This is a genomic window from Allocoprobacillus halotolerans, from assembly GCF_024399475.1.
Lineage (GTDB): Bacteria > Bacillota_I > Bacilli_A > Erysipelotrichales > Coprobacillaceae > Allocoprobacillus > Allocoprobacillus halotolerans.
Genome location: NZ_CP101620.1, coordinates 703,037 through 728,680 on the forward strand (window position 1 = coordinate 703,037; position 25,644 = coordinate 728,680).

Below are 25,644 nucleotides of genomic sequence, written 5' to 3' on the forward strand. Positions count from 1 at the left end.
ATGAACGGAGATAAATTTATGAAAAATATTATTTTTGATATTGGTAATGTCCTTTTAGATTTTCAGCCTGAAAAATATTTACAACAATATTTTTCACCATCTGTTATGGGTGATTTAATGATGATTATTTTTTCAAGTGATGAATGGATTGAATTAGATATGGGGACAATGATGATTCAAGATGCGATTCAATCATTAACTTTAAAACATCCTCACTATCATGATGAAATTATCTTTGTGATGGAAAATTGGACACATATGATGACACCTTTACAAAAAAATGTTGAAATCGTTAAAGAATTAAAAGATAAAGGCTATCATTTATATCTTTTATCTAATTTTCATAAAGAAGCCATTCAAACAATGTTTCAAAGATATGATTTCTTTAATCTTTTTGAAGGTGGTATTATTTCAGCCAATGAAAAGCTTGTGAAACCTGATAAAAAGATATATCAACTACTTTTGCATAGATATCACCTTGAAACAAGTGAATCCCTTTTTATTGATGATATGTTAGCAAATATTAACATGGCTAAAGAATGTCATATTCATGGACTATATCTTCCCTATCAATCTGATTTAAGAACTGAACTTCAAAAACGTGATATTTTATAAACCTGTGGTGTTCACACATCACAGGTTTTTATGTATTCTGTAAAATTTTCTTTCTTTGCCAGCCATAAATTCCATAGCATCCAACACTTATTATTATAATTATGCCTACAATCATCATAAAACTATGCATAAAAAATGTTTCAGGCAAAATTGTAATAACAGGATCTGTGGTTTCATTAAAAATCCAGTAATCATTTCTAAAAACAATTTGATGAAAAATCACAAAAGCTTTATTAAAGTCAATAGCTGCCAAAAAACCTATGATAAGGGGAATACCTACAGAAAATATGGATGTTAATCTTAAAAAACGATATTCTTTTTGTTTAAAACGACGATACACCATCACCAAAGAAATAACCCCACTGATTAAACATGTGATTTGAATAACTTCAAAAATTCTTTTCACTTCTTCAAAATGAATTCGACCAGTTGTAGACATCACAAAATCTGGTAGATTTAAAGTTCCTTGGTAAAAAACACTCTGATATTGAATTAAAATATCATAGTTATGACGAATCACATCAGCTGATAATCCTGTCGTTTCACTTATTTTTAAATAATCTATATCAAAATAATAAAGTGGTTTAAAAAAGACCGTTATAACAATGGCTAACGTTATAATAAATATGGTTAGCACGAAAGCTAAAAGAATATCACTTTTTCTATTCTTGATAAATGAAGTCAGCACCTTTTTGTACCTCTACCTTAGATAAATTTGGATAATTTTGTTGACGTAAAACCTCATAAATTCCAATCGCTACACAATTAGATAAATTTAAACTTCTCGCCCCACCATCCATTGGAATACGCACACATTCATCGAGATGTTCTTTTAAAATATCATGAGGAATGCCATCATGTTCATGACCAAAAATAATATATTGATCACGATCAGAAACATAGCTTTGATCACTATAACATAGTTTTGAATAACGTGTAAAAAAATGATAATCACCTTGATTTCGATTTGTAAAATCTTCCCAGTTTTCATATATTTCCATTTGTAAATCTTTAATATAATCCAATCCTGCACGTTTCATATGTTTATCATCTAAAGAAAAACCTAAGGGTTTAATTAAATGAAGTTTAGAATGTGTCGCCACACAAGTACGCATAATATTTCCCGTATTTTGTGGAATAGCTGGGTGTACTAATACAATATGATTCATGATTGATTCTCCTCTTTTAAAATAGCATATAATTTTTTAAGTGCTTTGGCACGATGTGAATATTGATTTTTTCTTCTAATGTTAACTGGGCAGATGTTTTATGAAGTTCTGGCACATAAAAGATAGGATCATATCCAAAACCATTTTCACCTGCAATATGATCATAAATTTCACCATTAAAGTATTCTTCAATTAAAATCGGTTCTTTATCAGGTATACATAAAGCCATTGCACAGACAAATCGTGCTCCTCTTTCTTTTCCTTTAACCGCATCAATAATATACTGATTCTTAATATCATAACTTGTGTCATGTCCCATAAAACGTGCTGAATAAATACCAGGCGCTCCATCCATCGCATCCACTTCTAAACCAGAATCATCAGCAAGAACTGGTTTATGAATGCAATCACAAATCGTTTGAGCTTTGATTAAAGCATTTTCTTGAAAAGTCTGCCCATTTTCTTCAATTTCTATATCTTCATCAAAAACATCTTTCAATGATTTCACTTCAATACCAATTGCATCCAACATCGCTTTGATTTCTTTTATTTTTCCTTCATTTGTTGAAGCTACAATAATCTCTTTCATTTTCATCACTCCATTTTTAAACTTTTTTCACTTGAGGTATTGGCATTTTTTGTCCTGTCCAAAATTCAAAGGATTCTGCTCCCTGATAAACAATCATACCTTCCCCATTCATATATTCAAGGCCTTTTTCACGAGCCATTTTTAGTAATTTTGTTTCTTGAGGGTTGTAAATAATATCTGCCACCTTTATATGTTGAGGTAAATAAGAAACATCTGGTATTAAACATCCCTCTTCATGAGGTGCCATTCCCACATTCGTTGTTTGAATCAAGGCATAGCTATCTTTCAAATCTTCTTTTAAACCTTGGATATCATTTAATGATTTCAATACAAGTGGACAATCACATTGGGCCTGAACTTGTTGAATCCAATCCTTATGACTGCGATTATAGATGACAATTTCTTTAGCGTATTGTGTTAAAGCCACAACGATTGCTCTGGCAGCACCACCTGCTCCTAAAACAACAACTTTTTGGTTTTGGAATTGCCAACCTTTTTCTTCACAAGCTTTCATAAAACCAATACCATCACTTATATGCCCAATCAATTTCCCATCCTTATTTTTAACTGTATTAACAGCTTGACATAACTTAGCTTGTAATGTCAATTCATCCAAGTAAGGTAAAATATCGACTTTATAGGGCATGGATACATTAAAACCTTTGATAGGCAATATTTTAGCACTTGTTATAAAATCTGATAAATGCTCCGGTTTCACTTCAAAAGCCAGATAAACATCATTGATTCCTAAATATTGAAATGCAGTATTGTGCATCATGGGTGAAAAAGAATGTTTAATAGGATCAGCCACAATGCCATAAAGTCCTGTATATCCTGTTATTGTATTCATCATTATCCTCCTTGATTTTTTTCTATTATATAGCAAGTTCTTAATAGACACAAAGAATTATTTTAAGAATATGAAAAAAAACAACCTTTTCTTTGATTTAGAGTATAATTAAGCTAAGGAGGTACATTTTATGATTAATCAATTAATTGTTAATGCTGATGATTTTGGTATGACACAAGCCAATACAATTGGAATATTAGTAGCTCACAAAGAAGGTATTGTGACTTCAACGACCTGTATGATGAATATGCCTTATGCCAAGTTTGCTTTAAAACAGGCACAACATTATCCTCAACTTGGAGTCGGTATTCATTTGGTTCTTACCGTTGGACGACCTCTTATTGATGGTGCTCACTCTTATACTGATGAAATGGGAAATTTTATTAGACCTAAGGATTATCCTGATGGAAAACCACATGGAGATGTTAATGAATTATATCGTGAATGGAAAGCACAGATTGAAAAATTCATTGAAATAGCCGGCCATAAACCTACACATATTGACTCTCATCACCATGTGCATTTACTCCCTTGGCATCAAGAAGTGGCAAAGGCCTTAGCCAAAGAATATGATTTACCTATTCGTCAACGCCATCAAATCATTGATACTTATCCATACATTCCAGTTTTTGATAAGATGTATGATGAAGATGTTAATTATCAATATGTAACAGAAGTTTTACAATCACATTCTGGAGCATTGGAACTGATGTGTCATCCTGCCTATCTTGATCAAAGACTCTATGATATGTCAAGTTACAATTTACCAAGAATGAAAGAGTTAGAATTTTTAACATCATCACAAATCAAATCATTTATCCAAGAAAATCATATAGAACTGATCAATTTCTCAAATTTACACGATAATTTTCAATAATTCGACATAAGAAGTCTTGCATTATTAGAAAATTATGTTAAAATAAGCTTGTCCGTAGAGATACGGATATGGTGAGGAAGAAGAGCGAGATGGAAGTTATTTGGTAGGAAGATGGAGATTGTAGTTGTATAATACATACCTTTCTAAAAAATAATAACCGAAAAGAGATTATAAGATAACTTATAATCTCTTTTTCTTTGCATAAAAAAATCAATTGGAACTATTTATCTTCCAACTGATTCAATATTCCTAAAACCGCTAAAAATAATCCTGGAATCATTAATCCCCAATACTCCATTCTATCACCACCACCCGTATTTTAACATTTTTCATAACAAGAAATGTTAAATACAAGTAAAAACACTGTTCAAATGGTGTTATTTACCATTTTTTATGCAAATCTTCTTGAGTAATAGAGCGGATGACCTGACAAGGATTTCCTCCAGCAATCACATAAGGAGGAATATCATGGGTCACAACACTACCTGCACCAATGATAGCACCCTGATTAATTTTCACACCAGGTAAGATTGTCACATTTCCACCTATCCAAACATGATCATAAATTTTAACTGGTCTTGTATATTCTAACCCTTGCATTCTTTCTCCTTCATGAAAAGGATAAGAAGCTGTATAAATATTCACATTGGGTCCCAATACAACATGATCCCCGATTTCTACTAAACCTTGGTCTAAAATTGTTAAATTGACATCACTGTAAAAATTCAAACCTACTGTAATATGATAGCCATATTGACAATAAAAAGGTGGTTCAATACAAAGTTCACCTTTACAATTTAATAACTTTTTCAAAAGAATATCTTTTTCATTTTTTTGAACAGGTGTATAACGATTATATTCATAAAGCATTCTTTTACAAATTTCTCTTTCATGATACAGTTGTTGATCATAAGGCTGATACAAATGCCCAGCCATCATCTTTTCTTTTTCACTCATTTTTTTCATCCTTTAATTGATTTTCAATTTCTTCTATCATAGCTTGACAATCATAAGTCGCAAAAATACTTGGTGCAACGTCTTGAACTTTTGCTGACTCCAGCTTTCCTGATAATTCTTGAAGTTTATATCTTAATTGAGGAGCAACAAAAATCAAATCATATTTTTGATAAATATTTTCTAATTCATAGATAGCTGTTGCATCCACATGATAAGGTAAATGATTTAATTGACAGTATTTATTTAATTTTTGAGCAAAATAACCTGTTGTCATTCCACCACTACAACAAAGTAATATCTGATAATTTTGTTCAGTTTCTTCCAATAACTTATCCATCATTCTTTGAAATAAGTTAGTTGCATACTGGAAATTATGAAATTGATAATGTAAATAAAAAAGCAGTTCTTCTCCTTCAGTAATAGCCTCTTCAACAATTCCAATTGGCCATATAACAAATCTTCCCACTTTATTTTTATAATAAATTTTGTAAGTTCTCGAATCATATTTTTCTAAAGTTAAATGAGGATGACTAGTTACTTGATAATAAACCCATTTTCTAAAGACTTCCAAATCTTCTTGTTTATAAAAAGTTTCCATAGCCCCTCACCCCACTTCTTTATTATACACAAGTTTATTCAAAAAACCAACTGTTTAAAAAATGGCTTTGTTATGAAAAAGGAAGTATATTCATTGCATTCAAAGATGCAATTTATCCTCTTTATTTCAATCTTTTTCTTTCCTATAATGAAGAAAAGAAGGAGGAAAAATACATGAAAGTAAGTTTTTTTAGTGTCAGAGATGATGAAATAGATTATATTCATCAATATGCCAAGAAATATGATATTGAAATTGACATTCACCGTGATGCTTTGACTCTTGATAATGTTGATTTATGTCAAGGGAGTCAAGCCATCAGTATTATGACAACAAAAACAGATGAAGCGATTATAAAAAAATTAAGCGATTACCAAGTTGTTTACATTTCAACAAGAACAATCGGTTTTGACCATATTGATTTGATGGCTTGTGAAAAATATGGTATTCATGTTGGAAATGTAAGTTATTCACTTGCAAGTGTTGCTGAATATACAGTTATGATGATTTTAATGGCATTAAGAAATATGAAATTGATTGTAGAACGTTTTGCGAGTCAGGATTTTAGTTTAAATCGTATTCGTGGGAAAGAATTAACACATTTAACAGTAGGAATTATTGGAACAGGGAAAATTGGTCAAGAAGTGATTCGCTATTTATCTGGTTTTTCATGTCATATTATAGCTTATGATCGCTATCCACAAGAAAGTCTTAAAGATGATGTTGAATATGTGGATTTAGAAACATTATGGAAACGTAGTGACGTGATTAGTTTACATGCGCCTAGCATGGAAAGTACATATCATATGATTAATAAAGACAGCATTCAAAAGATGAAGGATGGTGTTGTGATTATCAATACTGCAAGAGGTTCTTTAATTGATACTGACGATTTAATTGTTGGCATTGAAAATCAAAAAATTGGTTATGCAGCTTTAGATGTTGTAGAAAACGAATCACATCTTTATTATCAAGAATATAAAAATGAAGTCATCAATCATCATCAACTCGCTATCTTACGTTCATTCCCTAATGTTTTACTAACACCTCATACTGCTTTCTTTACACATCAGGCAGTCAGTGATATGGTTGAATATTCAATCATAAGTGCCAAAGCAACTTATGAACATCAAGAAAACCCATGGTTAATTTTATAAAACAAAAAGATGGACAATATCCATCTTTTTATTTTATGCATTATTTATGGCGTTTTTTATGTCTTGGTTTACTTTTTTAACAATAGGTACTTGTTCTGGTTCATCCCATAAAGCCACTCTTGTTTTCGCTAAATAATCATGAAGTGCACGTTTTGAAGGTGTATTATAAACAATAACCCCTGAAATCATTGTAATGAGTCCACCAATAGCTGTTAAATAGTATTCAAAATAAAATCCTGTAGCAAGAGTAAGCATTTGTCTGAGATAACGACTCACAACAACAGAAACGCCTTCCAATAGAATCAAACCTACAAGATGTCTCATCACCAATGTTTTGATATCCAATGGTTCTCCATCCACTCTGACAATTTTTAACTTCATTATATGTTTTCCTAACGTTTGTCCTGGATAAACTTTATAAGGAATATAAATATAATAAATCAATGCGACAATAAGGCATAGAATTCCTGCTAAATAGCTCCAGCCCTGCGAAAATCCTAAAGATGGGAAAACATATAAATCACTAAACATATCACTACGATCAGTAACCAAGCCATAAATCACAACAGCGGGTAAACCACAAATAATTCCCCCAATTGCCCAATCTAAAGCATAGGCAATCACACGTGTTGTAAATGTGACACGAGAGGGCTTTCTATCTACCCAACGTGTTAATTTTTTCCATAATTTATGCATAAAATTCAATCCTCCTATTTTTGATATAAACTATCCATAGCTTTTTTAAAGCGTTTTAATCCTTCTTCCAATTTAGAACGTGGACAACCTAGATTCATACGTAAATATTTTTGTCCATTTTCACCATAGGTTTCCCCTTTCATAATAGCGACGCCACCAATGTTGACTAATGCATCTTGAATTTGCTCACTTGTAAATGGTACATTTCTACCATCTATCCAAGCTAAATATGTTGCTTCTGGTCTTTGAAAACGAAAATCAGGTAATTCTTCTTTGATAAAATCTTCAACAAGTTTCATATTTTGTTTAATATATTCATTTAACTGATCAATGTAATCATCACATTGCGTATATCCAATCATTGTTGCATACATCCCAAAAATACTTGCTGAATTAAGAAAATCTCTTTTTCTTGTCACTTTCAAAAATTCATCTCTTATGTCATGATTAGGAATCATGACATAAGATCCAATCAATCCCGGTGTATTCAATGTTTTACTTGAAGAACTGGCAGTGTAAAGTTCATCATATAAATCAAGATATGATAATAATGGATGATGTTTTGTTTCTTTGATTTGAATATCCATATGAATTTCATCAGAAATGATTTTGACATGATATTTTTTGCATAATTCTATCATTTTTCGCATTTCATCGTCATGCCAAATGCGCCCTGTTGGATTATGTGGTGAACACAACAACAATATCGAACATTCTTGTAACTGTTTTTCAAATACTTCAAAATCAATCACAAAACTATCATGGTCATGAACCAAATGATGTGAAACTAATTCTCTATCATTATCTTCTATGACTGAAAAGAATGCATCATACATAGGATTCATTGTTAAAACTTTATCTTGAGGTTTAGATAAAAGACGAATCAACAATGATACGGAATACATTACACTAGGACTATATAAAATCCAATCTTCTTCAATATGTGTATCAAAACGTCTTTGATAATAACTTGCAATAGAAGATTTATAATCATGATGATTCCATCTGGTATATCCATAAATTTGATGATTAGCCACTTCATGAATTTTTTCAGTAATTGGCTTTGGAATAATAAAATCCGTGTCTGAAATTGAAAATGGAATTAAATCTTTTTTATGAAAACGATCTTCAATATAGTCCCATTGTGTACAATAAGTTCCTAAACGATTATGAACTTCATCAAAATTATACTGCATCTATTTTTCCTCCAAAATTATATAATCTTTTGTTGTTTGATTAAGTGGTACACCCTTACCATCCATAATCACAACATCATCTTCAATACGAATTCCCCCAACACCTGGTACATAAACACCAGGTTCACATGACATCATCATATGTTCCTGTAAAATTGTCTGACTTTGTGAATTTAAAATAGGTCCTTCGCCATCTTCTCCTATACCTAAGCCATGTCCTAAACCATGTGTAAAATACTCACCATATCCAGCTGCTTCAATCACATCTCTTGCTGCTTTATCAACATCACAAGCTTTCACATCTGCTTGAATAGCTGATAAACCTGCTAATTGAGCTTTTAAAACAACATCATAGATTTCCTTAATTTGTGGTTCAGGTTCACCAATAAAGCAAACACGTGTCATATCTGATTGATAATTTTCATATTGAATTCCAAAATCAATCATAATCGGTTCATGTTTTTGAACGCATCTTGATGTAGGTCGTCCATGTGGTAAAGCTGTTCGTGGTCCCGATGCAACAATTGTATCAAATGACATCTGCTGAGCACCTGCCTTAATAGAATAGTAATGCACTAATGCACTGATTTCATATTCACTCATACCAACACGTATTTGCGAAATCACTTTTTGATAAATATCATCTGTTATTTGAATCACTTTTTTCATAGCCTCAATTTCTTCATCATCTTTGACAATTCTTAAATTGACAATATCTTCATCTAACAAATGAATATCAACCCCTAATTGACTGACTGCCTGATATTCTTTGACAAGCATTTGACTTGCTTCAACGCCCATGCTTTGACATTGATTTTCTTTTAATAACTGTTCAACTGTACCTAAATAATTTTTTCCTGTTAAATGAGGATTATGTAAAACTATTGTTAAATCATGTTCCTTTTCCTTAGCTTCAGTGATATATCTTCCATCAACAATCAAATAGCCTTGATTTTTTGTAATCAAGATTTGACATCCACTTCCTGTTAAAGTAGACATCCATTTCTTTAATGTTTTACTTTTTATTAATAATGCATCTATATTCTTTTCTTGTAAGAATTGTTGAACTTTATCAATTCTTTTTGCCATTTTCATCACCTCATTATATACAAAAGGCAAGCATATTAGCTTGCCCATCCATTAAAAGTCTAAATCTAAATCTTCTAAGATTTTAGCATCTTCTTCAGACATTGTTGATGTTGGTTTATCTGGTTCTTTTTGACCATAACGTCTTTCATATATCTTAAAGAATGGATACCAAATCAATATCGAAGCAAGCATTTGAACTGCGTTGACTACAATTGACATTACATCTAAGTTTGTTAAATATCCTTCTAAGAATACCCCAACATAAGGCGGTGTATATATCGATTTTGCCATAATTCCTAAATACATAGCCCAAGCTCCAAAGCTTCCAATAATTCCACCAAAGATAACATATGGAATAAAGAAGATCGGGTTCAAGACAATTGGTGCCCCAAATAAGATTGGTTCATTAATACCAAATAATGCAGGAATTAATGCCACACGACCAATTTGTTTTAATGCTTTATTCTTAGATAATAAGCACCAGAAGACAAGACCAATTGTAACCCCTGTTCCTGTAAAGTTACCAAATGCTGATTCAGGTCCTGGACAGAAGAAATGTGGTAATGCTAAACTAGCTTGTTGAGCTGCTACATTTTCTGCTAAGAACTGCGTTGAAATAGGACTTGTAATTGGACTTAATACTGATGGATGAATACCAAAGAAGAACAATAAACATTGTAACATTCTTAAGAATGTATATGCAAATGGATTATCCATAGAACCAACTAATGGTGCCAATAAGTTTGTAAAGATAAGTGGTGGCATTGTATTGAAAACATTGACACATACAATACGTACAATTAAGAAGAACCCAATAATGATTACTGAAATTGGAATCATTTCAAAAGAACGTGATACAAAATCAGGTACTGATTCAGGCATCTTAATTGTAAAATGTTTCTTCTTACACCAACGGAATAGTTCTACTGCAATAATAGCTGCAAACATTGAAGCAAACAATCCTTTTGGTCCAAAGAATGTTGTATTAATTCCACCATCTTCAGTATATTGAACAGCCATCATTAAATAGGCAATCATAGCCATACTAATAGAACCAGGAACATCCTGTTTATAAGAGTTAGCTAAATGATAAGCAATAAATGCAGTGACATATACTGACATCAAAGCCATCCCAACATTGTAAGGAATATAAATAATGTCTAGGTTATTAAGAATCCAAACTGAAACAGGATGACTTTCCCCTATCATATTTGGAATCGCTTCCGGAATCAAACAGAAACTACCAATAATCAATAATGGTGTTAAAGCAACCATTGATTTTTTAATTGCACTTAAGTGTACTTGTTTATCCATCTTATTAGCAAGTGGAGTTAAGTACTTTGTCATAAATGATTCAAATGCATTAAACATTTTTTAAAAACCTCCCCTTTTATTTGTTTAAATCTGCTTTTCTACGAGCAACCAATGCCTGTTTCATAACAGTTGCTCCATCCATTTTTCCATATGTATCTTGATCAACAATGACATAAGGAATTTTGTATGGATCAATAATTGGTTTAATGTAGTCAAGTTTGTGAGCAATTTGTGGTCCAATCACTAAAACATCACAATCTTCTACTTCACTTTGTAGAATGTCTACAGGAATCGCAATGAATTTAAAATCAGCTTCATTTAATTTTGCACTGTTTTTCACAGTTGCTTTCATGCTATCCATTAACATTGTTGTAGAAAAACCACCTGCACAACATAAAACAATTTTCATCTTATTTTCCCTCCTTTTCTTCAAATACATTTATTAATTCTTCAATTAGATCACGTGCTAATTGAGATGTCATATAATGATCCTGTGCATGAACCATTAATAACCCAACTTCTGGCTTATCCCCTTCGCCACTCATTTCTGCCTGGATAAGCTTTGTTTGAATCGTATGAGCCTGAACATCAGCTTCCCTTGCTTCATCAAGTAATTGTCTTGCTTGTTCATACTCACCTGTTCTGACTTTCTTCAAAGCTTCAAATGCTTTAGCTTTACTTTGTCCTGCTGAAGAAATCATTCCAATAATACTTTTTTCCATTTCAGTCATTTTCGTTTTCCTCCCAAAAATTTTTGATTGCTGATAACTCCTCACCACTCATTTTTATCAATTCAAGTGTTAAGTGAATCAAATTTTCCAAATCATCACTATGCACCATTGAATAAGACCCATGACAATAACGAAGTGGAATACCTAATACCATTGCCAGACGCCCTCCTGCTTCTAAATGTGCATTGCCAGCATCTGTTCCACCTCCACTTAACATGTCATCCTGATAAGGAATATTATGTTTTTCCGCAATATCTTTTACATATTTTACTAATTTTGTATTAGGTACTAACGTTTTATCATAATGAACAATCATTGGACCATGTCCAATCAAACGATGATTTGTATAATTTCTAACCAATTCTGGATTATTGGCTACATCTACTGCAAAAAAGACATCAGGTTGTATCAGATGAGTTGCTGTTTTAGAACCTCTTACACCTACTTCTTCACTGCTTGTTAATGCAAAATATACATCATTATCTTGATCTTGAAGTTGTTTCATTGCTTCAATCAAAACATAGCAACCACTACGATCATCCATAGCTTTTCCCATATAAACCTTTGGCTGAATCTGTTTACAAGTCGATGCAAAGCAAACCATATTTCCAGTTTCTATTCCTAAAGCCTTGACTTCATCGGCGCTATCACAACCTATATCAACGTACATATCTTTCACTTTTCCATCGCCATCTCTTGTGACATTCAACAACCCTACATATTTACGTCCATCTTCTGTTGTCACCCTGACAATTTGCATTTCTTTGCTTTTGTCAATAACACCACCAAGAGCAATTAAATAAAGGAAACCAATATCTGAAATATATCTCACCACAAATCCAACTTCATCCATATGAGCACTCAACATAATCTTTAAAGGATTTTGTCCTTTTCCTTTTTTATGAAAAATAACACTTCCCAATGGATCACAAATAATTTCATCACTATATTCTTTTAACTCTTTATAAGCAATTCTTCTGATTTCATCTTCATGTGATGCCACACTATCTCCTTGAGATAATTGTTTCAACAAATCACTATTCATGATAATCACCTCCTAATTTTTTCATAACTAGCATCATATCTTCAAATGACTTTTCTTTAATCATTCGATTTAAATATCTATTTTCATGCATTAAGTGATATAACTTTCTGGTAATTGTTTTATACATTTCAATGTGTTCTTTCTTTAAACAAATCATAAAAACAATTTTGACTTCTTTTTCATTCCATATAAATGGTTTTTTCAAAATACTTACTGAAATCATATTCTTTAAAGCATCTGTTTCAATAGGATGGGGTATACACACACCATTTTTATAAATCGTACTGACATAAGATTCTCTTTGTAAAACCATTTGAGTATATCCCTTTTTGCCATATCCTTGATTTTCTAATTCTTCTGCCATCGTTTGAATTAAATGTTCATAATTATCATCATCAACAACCTTAAAGAATTCTTTGGAAAAGAAAGAATAATACAGAGGATTTTCATTCATTACAGCCCAAGCATCATAATCATCCATCTGTAAAACTTGTTTAATTCTTAACAAATCATTATCTTTCAATAATTCTTTAATATAAATAATAGGGACTTGTATTTCTAACGAAAGAGGCATAACCGTAAAAATCAAATCAGGTTGATAAGTTTCTAAATCTTTTTGTGCCAGAAATGAAAATGTCTGAACTTCAGCATTTGGAAACAATGATTCGATTTGCATTTTAATCATATAGGCACTGCCACCACCTGATGAACAAACCACACCAATACGATCAAATGATTGTAATTTATCTTGTTTTTCTTTTTCCATATGTCCAGCAAAATGCATAGCCACAAAACCAATTTCATCAAAACTTGATTGTACATTGTACTTTTCTTGAAGCATTTCACAAAATTGAATACCTATATTAAATATCATTGGATATGTAATACTTAACTCATTAGCGAGTTCATTTTTATATGAAATCTTATTACGTAAACGATCAACAAGCAATGTAACATGGGTAAATAACATCTTCTTAAAATCTTCATCTTGTAAAAATGAAGTTTCATATGTTTGATCTACCTTTTTCAAGAAAATTTCAATATCTTTTTCCAGCTCTTCACTAAAAGCTATATTTTCAACACGAACTCTAATATTTTTTGACAAAACATCAATCAATTCTTTAATACTTTCGTCATTGAAACTAATCTGATATTCTTCTTTTAATAAAGTAGCCAACGCTTGAACAACACGATGTAATGAGGAATCATCATATGAAAATAAGTCATCTTTTTCTTTTATCATATATGAGCGATAAACCATGACTTTTAAATACTCAACAACATTCATTAACTCGTTATAATTCATATTAAGTTTTTCATTTTCTAATAATGAAACAAAATAATCATTGATTGTTTGAAAATCTTTGACAACGTCATTAATAGCTGTTTGAACAATAACATTTTGATTTAAATATTCTTCTACCAGATATTTTTTCATATCTTTTTCATCACCATGAAGCCTTATGCCATAATGATGCTTTCTTTCTACAACAAAATGATAACCTTTGGCTAATTCTTCAACTTCTTTCATATCGTTTTTAATCACTGTTTTAGAAACTTGAAACATATCTGCAATATTATCCATTGAAATATAGCCATTTTGAATAGATAAATAAGATAAAATATGTGCTGGTCTTTCTCTTGTTGGTACAAAAATATCTTCTTTTAATGTATCTACAAATTCATTAAATAATTGTTCATTGGTTATTTCTAAAAGATATCCTTGGCCTCTTTGCATATGTAATGTAAAACCTTTACGTGGTGAAATACGAATAAGATAGGAAAGATCATTTTGAATCGTTCTTTTTGAAACATTATATTTATTCATCAGGTCTTCAACAGTGATATAATCATTCTTTTCTTCAAAATCTTTCATGATTAAATATAATCTCATCGTTTCCACCTCACTTTCTTTTCAACCATATTATACAAAGATAGCCCTTTCAAGAAAAGGAAACCTTCTTCATCTAAAAATGCAACAAATTATCTGTTTTTTTGACAATAAAGAAAAAGAAGTATTTTCCAACGCTTCTTAATATTCCTTATCGTTATGATACATGTTTTTATTTTTATATTATTCCTGCTTCTTTTAATATCTTACGTATATGCTCATGAAAAGTTAAAGATAGATTTTCTCTATAATATCTAAATCCTTTATAAGCAATTGATTGATAATCTATCTGATTATTACGCATGATTCTTTCAGCATTTTTAATTGCCTTTTTAACATCTTCAAGACTCAGCATACTTAACACTTTTAAAAAATTAGCTTCTTTTTTATATTTATCTAATGATTCAAAAGTTGTACCAAAACATTCATTAATCAAATCAAGATATTCTCTTCTATGATTAAAATGTCTATTCACATATTTCTTGTAAAGGATCATCCAAAGTTCAAAGCAAAAGTTAGAGTATCCTAAACGATACTGAATATGTTTCGTTTTTTCTGCCTTTTTCATATGATCTAAAGTATGTTTAAAACTTCCTTCGTTTTGAATTTCCTCAAAATCAAATGTGTGAACAATTTCATTGACTTTCCATGTATTTAATTTTTTTACCATTTTCATAGGAGATTCGACTCTTGCGATTATTTTCACTTGACTTTGTGCCTCTTCACTTTCTAAAATCATATTTTCTAGCCATTTAAGATACAACACTTCAGTAGGTGCTTCAACACTAAAATAATATTTATGAGTTTCCCATTTCCTCATCTTGTGCTTCCTCCTTTTAAGAACCATTTAAAATTTTTTCAAATATTGGATAAAAATCTATATCCTTTACAGCTCCATATCTTCCAAGAAAATAATGTTTCATATAATCTTCTACTTTTCTCACACCTTTAGCTCCTGATGTCTTGAAATCAGATAATGAATAATTGGTACTAAGATGTGTATCATCATCTCTTTCTACAAATTTAATTTCATCTCTTCTGAATAGACTAGAATTTAAGAAAATAGGATTATGCGTATTAAAAATAAGTTGAGCATGATTCCTGTTGATGTCATCATCATGAAAAAGATTGATAATATTCATTAATGCCATAGGATGAATATTCGCATCAAATTCATCAAGAACCAAAATCGCACCACTGACCAATGCTTTCATAATCAACGGAAACATATTTATAAATCTAACAGTTCCATAGGATTCAAATAACTCTGCCGGTATAGCCTTTTGCTTATCTCTAAAAATCGAACAAAGTTTTGCCTCGTTTCTATCCTTTTGAACAACATATCCCAAATCATTTGAATTTATACCAAAAATCTTAGCGACTTCATTAGTTGTTGTTTCAATATATACAGCGTTGTTTTTTGAATCTGATATTTTTTTATGGATTTCCATAGCATCTGCTCTGTAAACAACCATAAATTTTTCTTTAAACCAATCTGTAATTAGATTCGTTAATTCTGAACTGAACATGATCTTAAATCCATTTGTCAAAAAGTTCCTTAGAATTCAATATATTTCTAGCTAAATCGCTTGCACTTTCTTCATTCTGTGTAAAGTTTCTAACCATATATTTTTTTATTCCCTCCATATCAAAAAACTCAATATTTGTTCCTCTATGATAGATAGGTTTTTTGTTGATACTGAGTCCTTCAAAAGAATCTCTCTATCATCATTTTCCTGAAGAAATAATCCTAAATCCAACTTCAATTCATACTCAATCAAGATTCCATTTTCTGTAAATCTAATATAAAATTCTGTTGGTTGAGCCACTTCTAGCGTGTTATTGGGAATCAATTCTAAATTTGCAACGGACAGATTAAAAGAAGAAACATTTTCTGCATTCTCAATATTTCCTTTTATATGATGTATATATACTTTTCAACTATATTCAAAATGTCAAAATAACAAGAAATCATTATTTTATTATTGCCATTTTATGCCATCTGGTCACAATGACCTGTCAAACGTACTATAGAGTAGGTAGTCCTACAATTTCATAATCAACAGTACAAATTAAAAAACAGAATATTAAACATGTCAAACTCTCAACTGCAGGTATAAAAAAACAGGAAGGTATTTCTTCCCATATTAATTTAGAATCTAAAACCCCAGAACCCCGAGTTATTTTAGATTACCAATTCACTTTTCCTGCCATTCTATCGCTGCATCCTTACCGTGATGTGCAAGCCCTATATAAACAACTTTTCCTTTTATTTCTATATCATATTGTCTATCTCTAATCTGTTCTACTGCCTGTTTGGCAACTGTCTGTAATCTTTCCTGACTGGTTTCATTGTCTCTAATATACTTAAATTCAAATACAAAGGATGTCTTGTTTTCATCTTTTGACTGTAAAACGATATCACATCTGCCTTTGCCTACTTCTCGATTACTGATGATTTTATAATCATTCTTCAGCCATGCACACATCCCTAGAAATAAAACATGATAGCTGTTTTCATCTTTTAAATCATGATATGATGGCAATGTCATAAGCAGTTTCTGATATCTGATTTCAAATGACTTCTGTTCTTCATCAATCAATGCATCAAACAAATCGCTCAGTTCTGTATCCGACACTTTGAGATAGTAAGATGTCAAATCCTGAAATTCCTTTTGAACTTCTTGGTTTGGTATACGTATAATATATTTATTTTGATCAAAAGAAATCGTTTTATCAATTGTAAGATATCCTGCATTGATTAGCAGCCCCCATAGACTGGCTGTCGTATTGGCTTCAAAAAAGCTGGTTTCCATACGGACCTGTGTTTTAAGTTCTCCATTTTCAACAAGTCTTTCATATCCTTCATTAAAGACTTCATCGGCACTTTTCATGGCTTGTTTAATCATTGAATTGCTGCTGGTATTGACCCAGTATGATTTGAGTTTTCCAGAAGCTGCATAACCTAATATTGACCATGGATTATAGATCTGAAGATTACCAAAATGATAGCCATTATACATTGCTTTGACTTTATCATTCAATTCCAAATCATAATATTCTAATAGTTCTTTAACTTCCAATTCTGTAAATCCAAAATACTGAGAATAATCTTCATCAGCAACGGTATTTACCACTAGATTATTCAAATCACTGAATAGATTTTCTTTAGCCACTCTTTGGATCCCTGTCAACATGGCATATTGTAAGCTGTCTGATGATTTTAACGCTTGATGAAGCATAGAGGACAGATTTTCTCTAATCTCATTATAAAATCCATTGACATGAGCTTCAATAAACGGAGTATCATATTCATCAATAAATACCATAACCTTTTTATGATAATATCTTTCCATTCGTTCCATCAAAAAAGACAAAGCATTCTCTATACCATTAGCACTACCATTATTGTATTGAGCTAAGCTTTCCATTATTCCCTTATATATTATCATATCAAATTCATCTAAATCTTGAAAAAGATGCTTATTTAATTGATAAAGTTTAATTAAATTCTGTTTAATAGAACTTATAATACTAATTTTATTCCCTTTTGCGTTTGCAAAGGAAAGAAAAATAGTTGGATATTGATTCATTTCAGAAGCATATTCTGTTTTTATGATTTTAGTATCCTTAAAAGTTCTTTTGAATCTTTTGTAATATCAAAGAAATCTGCCATCATAGACATATTGATGGTCTTTCCAAATCGTCTTGGTCGTGTGATTAAAGTGACTTCATTTCCTTTATCCAAGTAGTCTTTAATCATCAGAGATTTATCGACTACATAATAATTTCCAGTTTTTAATTTTTCATAGCTTTTTTGACCTAATGGAACTCTTTTTTCATATAGCCACCTCACTTTTCTAAACCCATTATAACATATTCGCTAATCTCTTTCAGTAAGTATTTGTCTTTTATATTTTCGTAATATCATTCATTTTCATATCTTTAACATGGATAATCTTGAATTCAAAAAACAACATTTGATAAAAAAAGAGCCAATATTTCGTTGACTCAATCTATATAACTAATCTAAATCTTCGCCGTTTGATTCAATGACTTTTTTATACCAGTCAAAAGATTTTTTCTTCATACGTTTTAATGTTCCATGTCCTTCATCATCTTTGTCCACATAAATAAAACCATAACGTTTACTCATTTCACCAGTACTTGCAGCAACAAGATCAATGCATCCCCATGTTGTATAACCCATTAAATCTACACCATCATCAATCGCATCACTCATTGCTTTAATATGTTCTCTTAAATAGTCAATACGATAATCATCTTGAATTGTGCCATCTTCTTCAATCACATCTTTAGCACCCAATCCATTTTCTACAATAAACAATGGTTTTTGATAACGATCATACAAAGCATTTAAAGTAATACGTAAACCAAGAGGATCGATCTGCCAACCCCAATCACTTGTTTTTAAATAAGGATTTTTAACTGATTTCACAACATTTCCATCAGTAGGCATAAGGGTTGGATCACTACTTGCACATCTTGATTGATAATAACTAAATGATACAAAATCTACGGGATATTGTTTTAAAATATCTAAATCTCCTTCTTGAATATCCAAAACAATACCTTTTTCCTTAAAGATACGTTGACTATAGCTTGGATAATAACCCCTTGTTTGAACATCTATAAACATTAAGTTTTCACGATCTTTATTCATTGCTAGCCAAACATCTTCAGGATTACAGCTATATGGATAGAACTGCCCACCTGCCAACATGCATCCAACCATATTTTGAGGATTGACTTCGTGAGCAATCTTAGTTGCCAGAGCAGAAGCCACAAGTTCATGATGAGCAGCCTGGTATTTGACTTGTTCTCTATTTTCTCCTGGTTTAAAACTAATACCAGCTCCTGAAAAAGGTGAATGTAATAAAATATTGATTTCATTGAAAGTTAACCAATATTTCACAAGTCCATCAAAAGCTTCAAAACAAGTACGTGCATAACGTGTAAAACATTCAATCATTTCACGACTTCTAAAAGAACCATATTTATTTACAAGTGCCATTGGTACATCAAAATGACATAATGTTACTAATGGTTCAATTCCATAGCGACGACATTCTTCAAACATACTTTTATAAAAAGCAATCCCTGCCTCATTGACCTGTCCTTCGCCATCAGGATAAATTCTTGCCCATGAGATAGATGTTCTAAAACATTTAAATCCCATCTGAGCAAATAAAGCAATATCTTCTTTATAATGATGATAAAAGTCAATGGCTTCATGACTAGGATAATTTTCTCCTTCCATCATTTCCACTGGATACATATCCCCAAGTTTGACATACATTCTTTTTTCACCATGAGGAATCATATCCACAGTTGTTAGACCTTTACCATCTTCAAGGTAAGCACCTTCTGCCTGATTGGCAGCAATTGCACCACCCCATAAAAAATTCTTAGGAAAACTCATTTTCTTACCTCCTATCGATTAATCTTTGATGTTCCACAAGACATAAAATCTTCAATTTCAGTGACTGTAAAACGATTCGCATCGCCATGAATCGTATGTTTTAAAACCGAAGCACAACATCCAAATTCCAAACTATATGTTATATCATGATTTTGTAGTAAACCATATAAAACACCTGAAATAAAGGCATCGCCACCACCTACACGATCAACAATATCATCAATATGATAAGTTTTGGAAACATGTAAAGTATCGTCATATAAATATCCAGTCAACTCATTGACACTGGTTGAAAGAATATCTCGTTTTGTTGAAACTATATATTGAAGCTGTGGATATAAAGCTTTGATTTGTTGATAAACATCTTTCAAACGTTCTTCAAATGTTTCTTTTGAACTCTCTATTTCCAGTAAGTTTTTGGCATCCAAATATCCAGCTGATAAAATATCAACATATGGCAATATTCGTTTTAATGCCTGACCAGCTTCTTGCTGACTCCAAAGTTTTGCACGATAATTACTGTCATAAACAACAAGAATATTATTTCCTCGGCAATATTTGACCATTTCTACCACTGCATCCTGAATGGACTGATTTAAAGCCACTGTTATTCCAGAAACGACAAAAACATCTATATTTTGAAATAATTCTTCTATATCCACATCCTTTAATGTAAAAGATGTCATGGCACTATAACAGCGATCATAAATGACCTGACTGGCACGATTGCCACTGCCATTTTCTAAAAAGTAACTTCCCATACGCATATCATTTCTTAAGATATGTGATGTATCGACACCAAAGCCATGTAAAAAAGATATAACAGCATCCCCTAAAGCATGTTGAGGAAGTTTTGTCAGCAATGATGTATGAAAACCATATTGGGCAAGATTAACCGCAATATTGGTTTCACTGCCACCGACATGAACTTGAAAATCAAGTTCAGAGATACGATGGCCCTTATGTGTTGAATATCTTAATAGCGTTTCCCCCATACATAAAACATTCATATTATCTTGCCTCTTTCACTGCCTGTACATATTGAGCGGCAACACGCGTAATTTCATCCCATTGCCCTTTAGCTCCAAGTTTATTTAATTCGCCACCAACACCAACAGCGTCAACACCGGCATCAAACCATTGTTTCACGTTGTCCACTTTGACACCACCAGTGACCATGATAGATGCCTGTGGTAATGGTGATTGAATCGCACCGACATAACTTGGTCCAAAAGCACTACCAGGAAATAATTTAATCAATTCACTTCCCACTTCCATCGCTGTCACAATTTCTTTGATTGTCATACATCCCGGAACATAAGGAACACCATAACGATTACATAATATCGCTGTATCGTTATCAAATGATGGTGATACAATGTATTTCGCACCTGCTAAAATTGCATTTCTAGCTGTTGGCGCATCCAAAACAGTTCCTGCACCAATTAAAACTTCGGGATTATCCTGATACATGGCATTCAATTCTTTAATAATCTGTGATGCATTGGCATTGGTATAAGCCATTTCAATAGCTGTCAATCCTCCTTGAATACATGCCTTAGAAATGGCAATCCCTTCTTCTAAACTTTCTCCTCTAATTACAGCGACAACACCCTGTTGTCTTAAACAAGTTAATACTTCTGATTTTCTCATCAACCATACACCTCCCATAAATTTGCAAATAAAACAATCATATAAATGATACACACAGCTGTTTGTATACCTTTTTCTTGAGCATTAAATGGTGAATCTTTTTTCCAGATACGATACAATGCATAAGGTGGAAAAACAATATCAAAGATATAGGTTATAATTTTATATTTGGTAAAAACATGAATATCATTTGGATCAGGTGCATTTAGTTTTTCACGTAGACGAATGATATTCTTTTGTCTTTCTGTTAATCCATCCATTTTATCTTTCTTAACTTTTTTTGTTGCCATTATTTCATATATCCACCTTTCATTGGAGAAACTGCATGCTCAGAAAAGATTTTTAAAACACCATCTTGATATCGACTTTGGAAAGGTTTTAAATGTTTTCTTCTTTCTTCCAATACTTTTTGAATATCCTCTTCGCTCATCTTCTGACCATGTATGCCACATATACGTAAGATACGTTTTGGAATATTGATTTCAATTAAATCACCATCTTCCACTAAGGCAATTGGTCCTCCTGAAGCCGCTTCAGGTGATACATGTCCTATTGCTGGGCCTTTAGAAGCTCCTGAAAAACGACCATCAGTGATTAAAGCAATGCTTGAGCCTAATGTTTCATCTGAGGCAATCGCTTCTGTTGTATAGAACATTTCAGGCATGCCACTTCCTTTTGGCCCTTCATAACGGATAAACACAGCATCTCCTGGTTGAATCTGATGTGATAAGACAGCTTGAATCGCATCCTCTTCACAGTCAAATGGTCTTGCGACAAGTGTTGCTTCAAACATTTCTTTAGGTACAACTGTATGTTTGACAACTGCACCTTCTGGTGCTAAATTTCCTTTTAATATCGCAATGCTTCCATCTGTTCCAAAAGCATTATCAAATGAACGGATGACATCTTCTCTTTGAATGCCATATTTTTCTAAATTTTTAAAACATTTTTCATAATATCCAGACTGTTTTAAATCTTCTAGGTTTTCACCAAGAGTTTTGCCTGTTACTGTCATCACATCTAAATGTAAGACACTCTTGATTTGTTCCATAATCATTGGTACCCCACCAGCATAATAGAAAAATTGGGCTGGCCAACGTCCGGCTGGGCGAATATCCAATAGATAATGCGCTCCACGATGTAGACGATCAAATGTATCAGAGTCAATATCAACACCAAATTCTTTCGCAATTGCTGGTAAATGCAATAAAGAATTCGTTGAACCAGAAATAGCCGCATGAACCATAATGGCATTTTCAAAAGATTTCATTGTCACAATATCTCTAGGTTTCAAATCATGTTTGGCTAGCCACACAGCCTGTTTTCCAGCACGTTTGGCAAATTCTCTTAAATCTTCACTGGTTGCTGGAAGAAGGGCACTTCCTGGTAACGTCAAACCTAAAGCCTCTGCCATAATCTGCATCGTTGAAGCCGTTCCCATAAATGAACAGGCACCACATGAAGGACAGGCATGATGTTTATAAAATTCAAACTTTTCTTTAGGAATTTCTCCACGTTCATACATGGCACTGTAAGTTCCTATTTGTTCGAGAGTGAGTAAATCAGGACCAGCATCCATAACGCCACCAGTCACGACAATGGAAGGAATATTGACACGTCCTAATCCCATCAAATGAGCAGGCATCCCTTTATCACAGCTGGCAATAAAGACACCCCCATCAAAAGGTGTTGCATTGGCATGAATTTCAATCATATTCGCAATCATATCACGTGAAGCCAATGAATAATTAATGCCATCATGCCCTTGTGCTTCTCCATCACAAATATCTGTCGTAAAATATCTAGCGCCAAAACCACCAGCTTCACTCACACCTTCTCTGGCTTTTTCAACAAGTTCAAAAAGATGTCCACTACCGGGATGACTATCTCCAAAAGTACTTTCAATGATAATTTGTGGTTTTGATAAATCTTCTAATTTCCATCCTGTTCCTAAACGTAAAGGATCTAATTCTGGTGCCATTTCTCTTAATTTTTGACTTTTCAACATTTTCATCATCCTTTCTTTTTATTTTATCATGATTCACAGCGAAAAAGACAATCTTAAAAATAAGATTGCCTATCAATCCAAAACTTCTAAGACATGATTTAAAACTTTTTCACCATTCATCATTCCATAATCTCTTGTATCAATCACTTCTACTGGTTTTTCAGGGAATAATGAACGAATATTCTGCAATTGAAAACGTACTTGTGGTCCTAATAAAATCATATCAGCTTCTTTACCATAAACTTCAGCTTCAGCGACTGGATGAGCTTCAATTTTAATTTCTAAACCTTTATCTTTCGCTGCTTTTTCCATTCTTGTCACAAGTAAACTTGTTGACATACCAGCTGAACATACAAGTAAAATATTCATCATAATATCCTCCTTATTTTACATCTTGATCATCGTCTATTTCAAATTCACGTGATTGAATTAAATCTTTATAAAAATAAGCTGATTTTTTCAAATGACGACAACGATTATCATCTAAATCAATTTCAACTAAACCATATCTGTTTTTAAAAGCATTCATTGGTGATACATTATCTGTAAATGCCCATAACATATAACCTTTACAGTTTGATCCTTCCTGAATTCCTCGAATCAACCAATCTAAATGCATTTTAATAAATTCAATACGATAATCATCCTGAATGATGCCTGTTTCATCTTTATATTGTTTTTCGTTTTCAACACCCATACCACTTTCAGCAACAAACCATTCAAAATTATCATACTCATTTTTCATACGCATTGCCATATCATACATGATTTTTGGATAAATTTCCCAACCACGATGCGGATTCATCTTTTTACCTGGCATATTAAAGTCTTCATAGTAGAAATCAGGGTGGAATGGGGCATTAGGATGAATAGCCGTTGTTCTGAATTTTACACGATTAGGATGATATAAATTAATACCCACCCAATCCAATGTATTGTTTTGAATGATGTCTAATTCTTCCTGTGTATAATCCATTAAAATGTCATGTTTCTTTAATAAATCAAAGAATCCATCTTCATAATGCCCTTTAATGGCAGGATCTAAGAAAATACGATTATAGAACAAATCATACATATTCGCAGCTTGTAAATCTAATGGATGATTCCCTCGAGGATAAACCGTTTCAACATTAATGATCGTTCCAAATTTTCCCTGATAGCCACCTTCCTTATAAATCTTCATAATCATATTTGTTGCAAGCGCTTTGTTGTAATTCCATTGCATCCATGCCTTACTATCTTGATAAAATGGATAACGCAAAGCATCTAAATGAATTCGTGTCTGAACAACAATGGGCTCATTAAAGGCAAACCAGTATTTCACTTTATGTCCATATCTTTCGAATGCTTTTTTAGCATATTGCACAAATAAATCCACAACATGTTTACTCGCAAAGCCATCATATTTTTCAAATAATTCTCTAGGTATTTCATAATGTTCTAAACAAATCATCGGTTCAATACCTTGAGCAAGCATTTCATCAAGCATGGCATCATAATAAGCAGCATAATCTTCATCCACAATCACGTTTTCATAATCCACTAAAAAACGTGACCAGTTTAATGATGTACGATAACAATTCATACCAATTTCTTTCATATATCCAATATCTTCTTGATAACGATGGATATAATCAGTAGCTATGGCTGGACCATAACCATTATGCCAAACATTTTTATTTTCTTTATACCATAAATCTATATAAGAATCCTGATTCTCTTTTTTACCACTCCAGCCTTCTGTTTGCCAAGCACTGGCAGCAGCACCT

Annotated in this window: 26 protein-coding genes and 2 pseudogenes; 3 read left to right on the forward strand and 25 right to left on the reverse strand. The window is 32.1% G+C overall.

Annotation, left to right across the window (positions count from 1 at the left end; genetic code table 11):
* Nucleotides 1-18: 18 nt before the first annotated feature.
* The gene (locus tag NMU03_RS04345) at nt 19-615 is read left to right on the forward strand and encodes an HAD-IA family hydrolase (RefSeq protein ID WP_290141461.1); all 597 of its coding nucleotides are present in this window, start codon (nt 19-21) and stop codon (nt 613-615) included.
* 28 nt (nt 616-643) lie between these two features.
* Here NMU03_RS04345 and NMU03_RS04350 read toward each other — a convergent pair whose 3' ends face one another.
* From NMU03_RS04350 to aroE, 4 genes and pseudogenes are all read right to left on the reverse strand, one after another.
* Nucleotides 644-1,303, reverse strand: a complete 660-nt coding sequence (locus tag NMU03_RS04350) for a TIGR01906 family membrane protein (protein WP_290141462.1) — start codon at nt 1,301-1,303, stop codon at nt 644-646.
* Nucleotides 1,278-1,784, reverse strand: coding sequence for a tRNA (cytidine(34)-2'-O)-methyltransferase (locus NMU03_RS04355; protein ID WP_290141463.1), 507 nt, complete (start codon nt 1,782-1,784; stop codon nt 1,278-1,280). Before NMU03_RS04355 ends, NMU03_RS04350 begins: the two co-directional genes overlap by 26 nt.
* Nucleotides 1,781-2,373: pseudogene (locus tag NMU03_RS04360) on the reverse strand (XTP/dITP diphosphatase). Before NMU03_RS04360 ends, NMU03_RS04355 begins: the two are co-directional and overlap by 4 nt.
* A 16-nt stretch (nt 2,374-2,389) precedes the next feature.
* Nucleotides 2,390-3,223: a shikimate dehydrogenase gene (aroE, locus tag NMU03_RS04365; protein WP_290141464.1), complete on the reverse strand. Its 834-nt coding sequence runs from the start codon at nt 3,221-3,223 to the stop codon at nt 2,390-2,392.
* 130 nt (nt 3,224-3,353) lie between these two features.
* On the opposite strand from aroE, the gene chbG reads away from it, so the two are divergent.
* Nucleotides 3,354-4,100 carry a chitin disaccharide deacetylase gene (gene chbG / locus NMU03_RS04370; RefSeq protein ID WP_290141465.1) on the forward strand — a complete coding sequence of 249 codons (747 nt, stop codon included), beginning with the start codon at nt 3,354-3,356 and terminating at the stop codon, nt 4,098-4,100.
* A gap of 381 nt (nt 4,101-4,481) precedes the next feature.
* Here the strand turns inward: chbG and NMU03_RS04375 are convergent, their stop codons facing one another.
* Together NMU03_RS04375 and NMU03_RS04380 are read right to left on the reverse strand one after the other, a co-directional pair.
* Nucleotides 4,482-5,057 carry a sugar O-acetyltransferase gene (locus tag NMU03_RS04375; protein WP_290141466.1) on the reverse strand — a complete coding sequence of 192 codons (576 nt, stop codon included), beginning with the start codon at nt 5,055-5,057 and terminating at the stop codon, nt 4,482-4,484.
* Entirely contained in the window at nt 5,050-5,655 is a 606-nt protein-coding gene (locus NMU03_RS04380) for a PTS sugar transporter subunit IIB (protein ID WP_290141467.1), read from the reverse strand. The genes NMU03_RS04375 and NMU03_RS04380 overlap by 8 nt, the downstream gene beginning before the upstream one ends.
* A 173-nt stretch (nt 5,656-5,828) precedes the next feature.
* Here NMU03_RS04380 and NMU03_RS04385 point away from each other — a divergent pair, with 173 nt between their 5' ends.
* Nucleotides 5,829-6,809 (forward strand): D-isomer specific 2-hydroxyacid dehydrogenase family protein, encoded by a 981-nt coding sequence (locus NMU03_RS04385; protein ID WP_290141468.1) that lies wholly within the window; start codon nt 5,829-5,831, stop codon nt 6,807-6,809.
* 33 nt (nt 6,810-6,842) lie between these two features.
* On the opposite strand, the gene NMU03_RS04390 is transcribed toward NMU03_RS04385, so the two are convergent.
* The 19 genes and pseudogenes from NMU03_RS04390 to NMU03_RS04480 form a co-directional block, all read right to left on the reverse strand.
* On the reverse strand, nt 6,843-7,505 hold the full coding sequence (locus tag NMU03_RS04390; RefSeq protein WP_290141469.1) for an RDD family protein: 663 nt from the start codon (nt 7,503-7,505) through the stop codon (nt 6,843-6,845).
* Between the two features lie 14 nt (nt 7,506-7,519).
* A complete protein-coding gene (locus tag NMU03_RS04395; RefSeq protein ID WP_290141470.1) occupies nt 7,520-8,701 on the reverse strand; it encodes a MalY/PatB family protein in 1,182 nt (393 codons plus the stop codon).
* A complete protein-coding gene (locus tag NMU03_RS04400) occupies nt 8,702-9,790 on the reverse strand; it encodes a M24 family metallopeptidase (RefSeq protein WP_290141471.1) in 1,089 nt (362 codons plus the stop codon).
* A gap of 51 nt (nt 9,791-9,841) precedes the next feature.
* On the reverse strand, nt 9,842-11,161 hold the full coding sequence (locus NMU03_RS04405; RefSeq protein ID WP_290141472.1) for a PTS sugar transporter subunit IIC: 1,320 nt from the start codon (nt 11,159-11,161) through the stop codon (nt 9,842-9,844).
* A gap of 19 nt (nt 11,162-11,180) precedes the next feature.
* Entirely contained in the window at nt 11,181-11,513 is a 333-nt protein-coding gene (locus NMU03_RS04410) for a PTS sugar transporter subunit IIB (RefSeq protein WP_290141473.1), read from the reverse strand.
* Between the two features lies 1 nt (nt 11,514).
* The gene (locus NMU03_RS04415) at nt 11,515-11,835 is read right to left on the reverse strand and encodes a PTS lactose/cellobiose transporter subunit IIA (protein WP_290141474.1); all 321 of its coding nucleotides are present in this window, start codon (nt 11,833-11,835) and stop codon (nt 11,515-11,517) included.
* Entirely contained in the window at nt 11,828-12,880 is a 1,053-nt protein-coding gene (gene ypdE, locus NMU03_RS04420; protein ID WP_290141475.1) for an aminopeptidase, read from the reverse strand. Before ypdE ends, NMU03_RS04415 begins: the two co-directional genes overlap by 8 nt.
* Entirely contained in the window at nt 12,873-14,774 is a 1,902-nt protein-coding gene (locus NMU03_RS04425) for a BglG family transcription antiterminator (RefSeq protein WP_290141476.1), read from the reverse strand. Before NMU03_RS04425 ends, ypdE begins: the two co-directional genes overlap by 8 nt.
* Nucleotides 14,775-14,949: 175 nt before the next feature.
* Nucleotides 14,950-15,591 carry an RloB domain-containing protein gene (locus tag NMU03_RS04430; RefSeq protein WP_290141477.1) on the reverse strand — a complete coding sequence of 214 codons (642 nt, stop codon included), beginning with the start codon at nt 15,589-15,591 and terminating at the stop codon, nt 14,950-14,952.
* 16 nt (nt 15,592-15,607) lie between these two features.
* Nucleotides 15,608-16,300, reverse strand: a complete 693-nt coding sequence (locus tag NMU03_RS04435) for an AAA family ATPase (protein WP_290141478.1) — start codon at nt 16,298-16,300, stop codon at nt 15,608-15,610.
* A gap of 669 nt (nt 16,301-16,969) precedes the next feature.
* The gene (locus tag NMU03_RS18195; protein ID WP_494337167.1) at nt 16,970-18,364 is read right to left on the reverse strand and encodes a PD-(D/E)XK nuclease domain-containing protein; all 1,395 of its coding nucleotides are present in this window, start codon (nt 18,362-18,364) and stop codon (nt 16,970-16,972) included.
* Nucleotides 18,365-18,384: 20 nt separating this feature from the next.
* Nucleotides 18,385-18,627 (reverse strand): AAA family ATPase, encoded by a 243-nt coding sequence (locus NMU03_RS18200; protein ID WP_290141479.1) that lies wholly within the window; start codon nt 18,625-18,627, stop codon nt 18,385-18,387.
* Nucleotides 18,628-18,795: 168 nt separating this feature from the next.
* On the reverse strand, nt 18,796-20,214 hold the full coding sequence (gene ascB, locus NMU03_RS04450; RefSeq protein ID WP_290141480.1) for a 6-phospho-beta-glucosidase: 1,419 nt from the start codon (nt 20,212-20,214) through the stop codon (nt 18,796-18,798).
* Between the two features lie 11 nt (nt 20,215-20,225).
* Nucleotides 20,226-21,224 (reverse strand): sugar kinase, encoded by a 999-nt coding sequence (locus NMU03_RS04455; protein ID WP_290141481.1) that lies wholly within the window; start codon nt 21,222-21,224, stop codon nt 20,226-20,228.
* A gap of 1 nt (nt 21,225) precedes the next feature.
* Nucleotides 21,226-21,867: a bifunctional 4-hydroxy-2-oxoglutarate aldolase/2-dehydro-3-deoxy-phosphogluconate aldolase gene (locus NMU03_RS04460; RefSeq protein WP_290141482.1), complete on the reverse strand. Its 642-nt coding sequence runs from the start codon at nt 21,865-21,867 to the stop codon at nt 21,226-21,228.
* Nucleotides 21,867-22,157 carry a hypothetical protein gene (locus tag NMU03_RS04465; protein ID WP_290141483.1) on the reverse strand — a complete coding sequence of 97 codons (291 nt, stop codon included), beginning with the start codon at nt 22,155-22,157 and terminating at the stop codon, nt 21,867-21,869. The genes NMU03_RS04460 and NMU03_RS04465 overlap by 1 nt, the downstream gene beginning before the upstream one ends.
* Nucleotides 22,157-23,875 (reverse strand): dihydroxy-acid dehydratase, encoded by a 1,719-nt coding sequence (gene ilvD, locus NMU03_RS04470; RefSeq protein WP_290141484.1) that lies wholly within the window; start codon nt 23,873-23,875, stop codon nt 22,157-22,159. The genes NMU03_RS04465 and ilvD overlap by 1 nt, the downstream gene beginning before the upstream one ends.
* 72 nt (nt 23,876-23,947) lie before the next feature.
* Nucleotides 23,948-24,247: a PTS sugar transporter subunit IIB gene (locus NMU03_RS04475; protein ID WP_290141485.1), complete on the reverse strand. Its 300-nt coding sequence runs from the start codon at nt 24,245-24,247 to the stop codon at nt 23,948-23,950.
* Nucleotides 24,248-24,257: 10 nt separating this feature from the next.
* Nucleotides 24,258-25,592 (reverse strand): annotated as a pseudogene (locus tag NMU03_RS04480) (glycoside hydrolase family 1 protein); the annotation flags it as partial.
* Between the last annotated feature and the right edge of the window lie 52 nt (nt 25,593-25,644).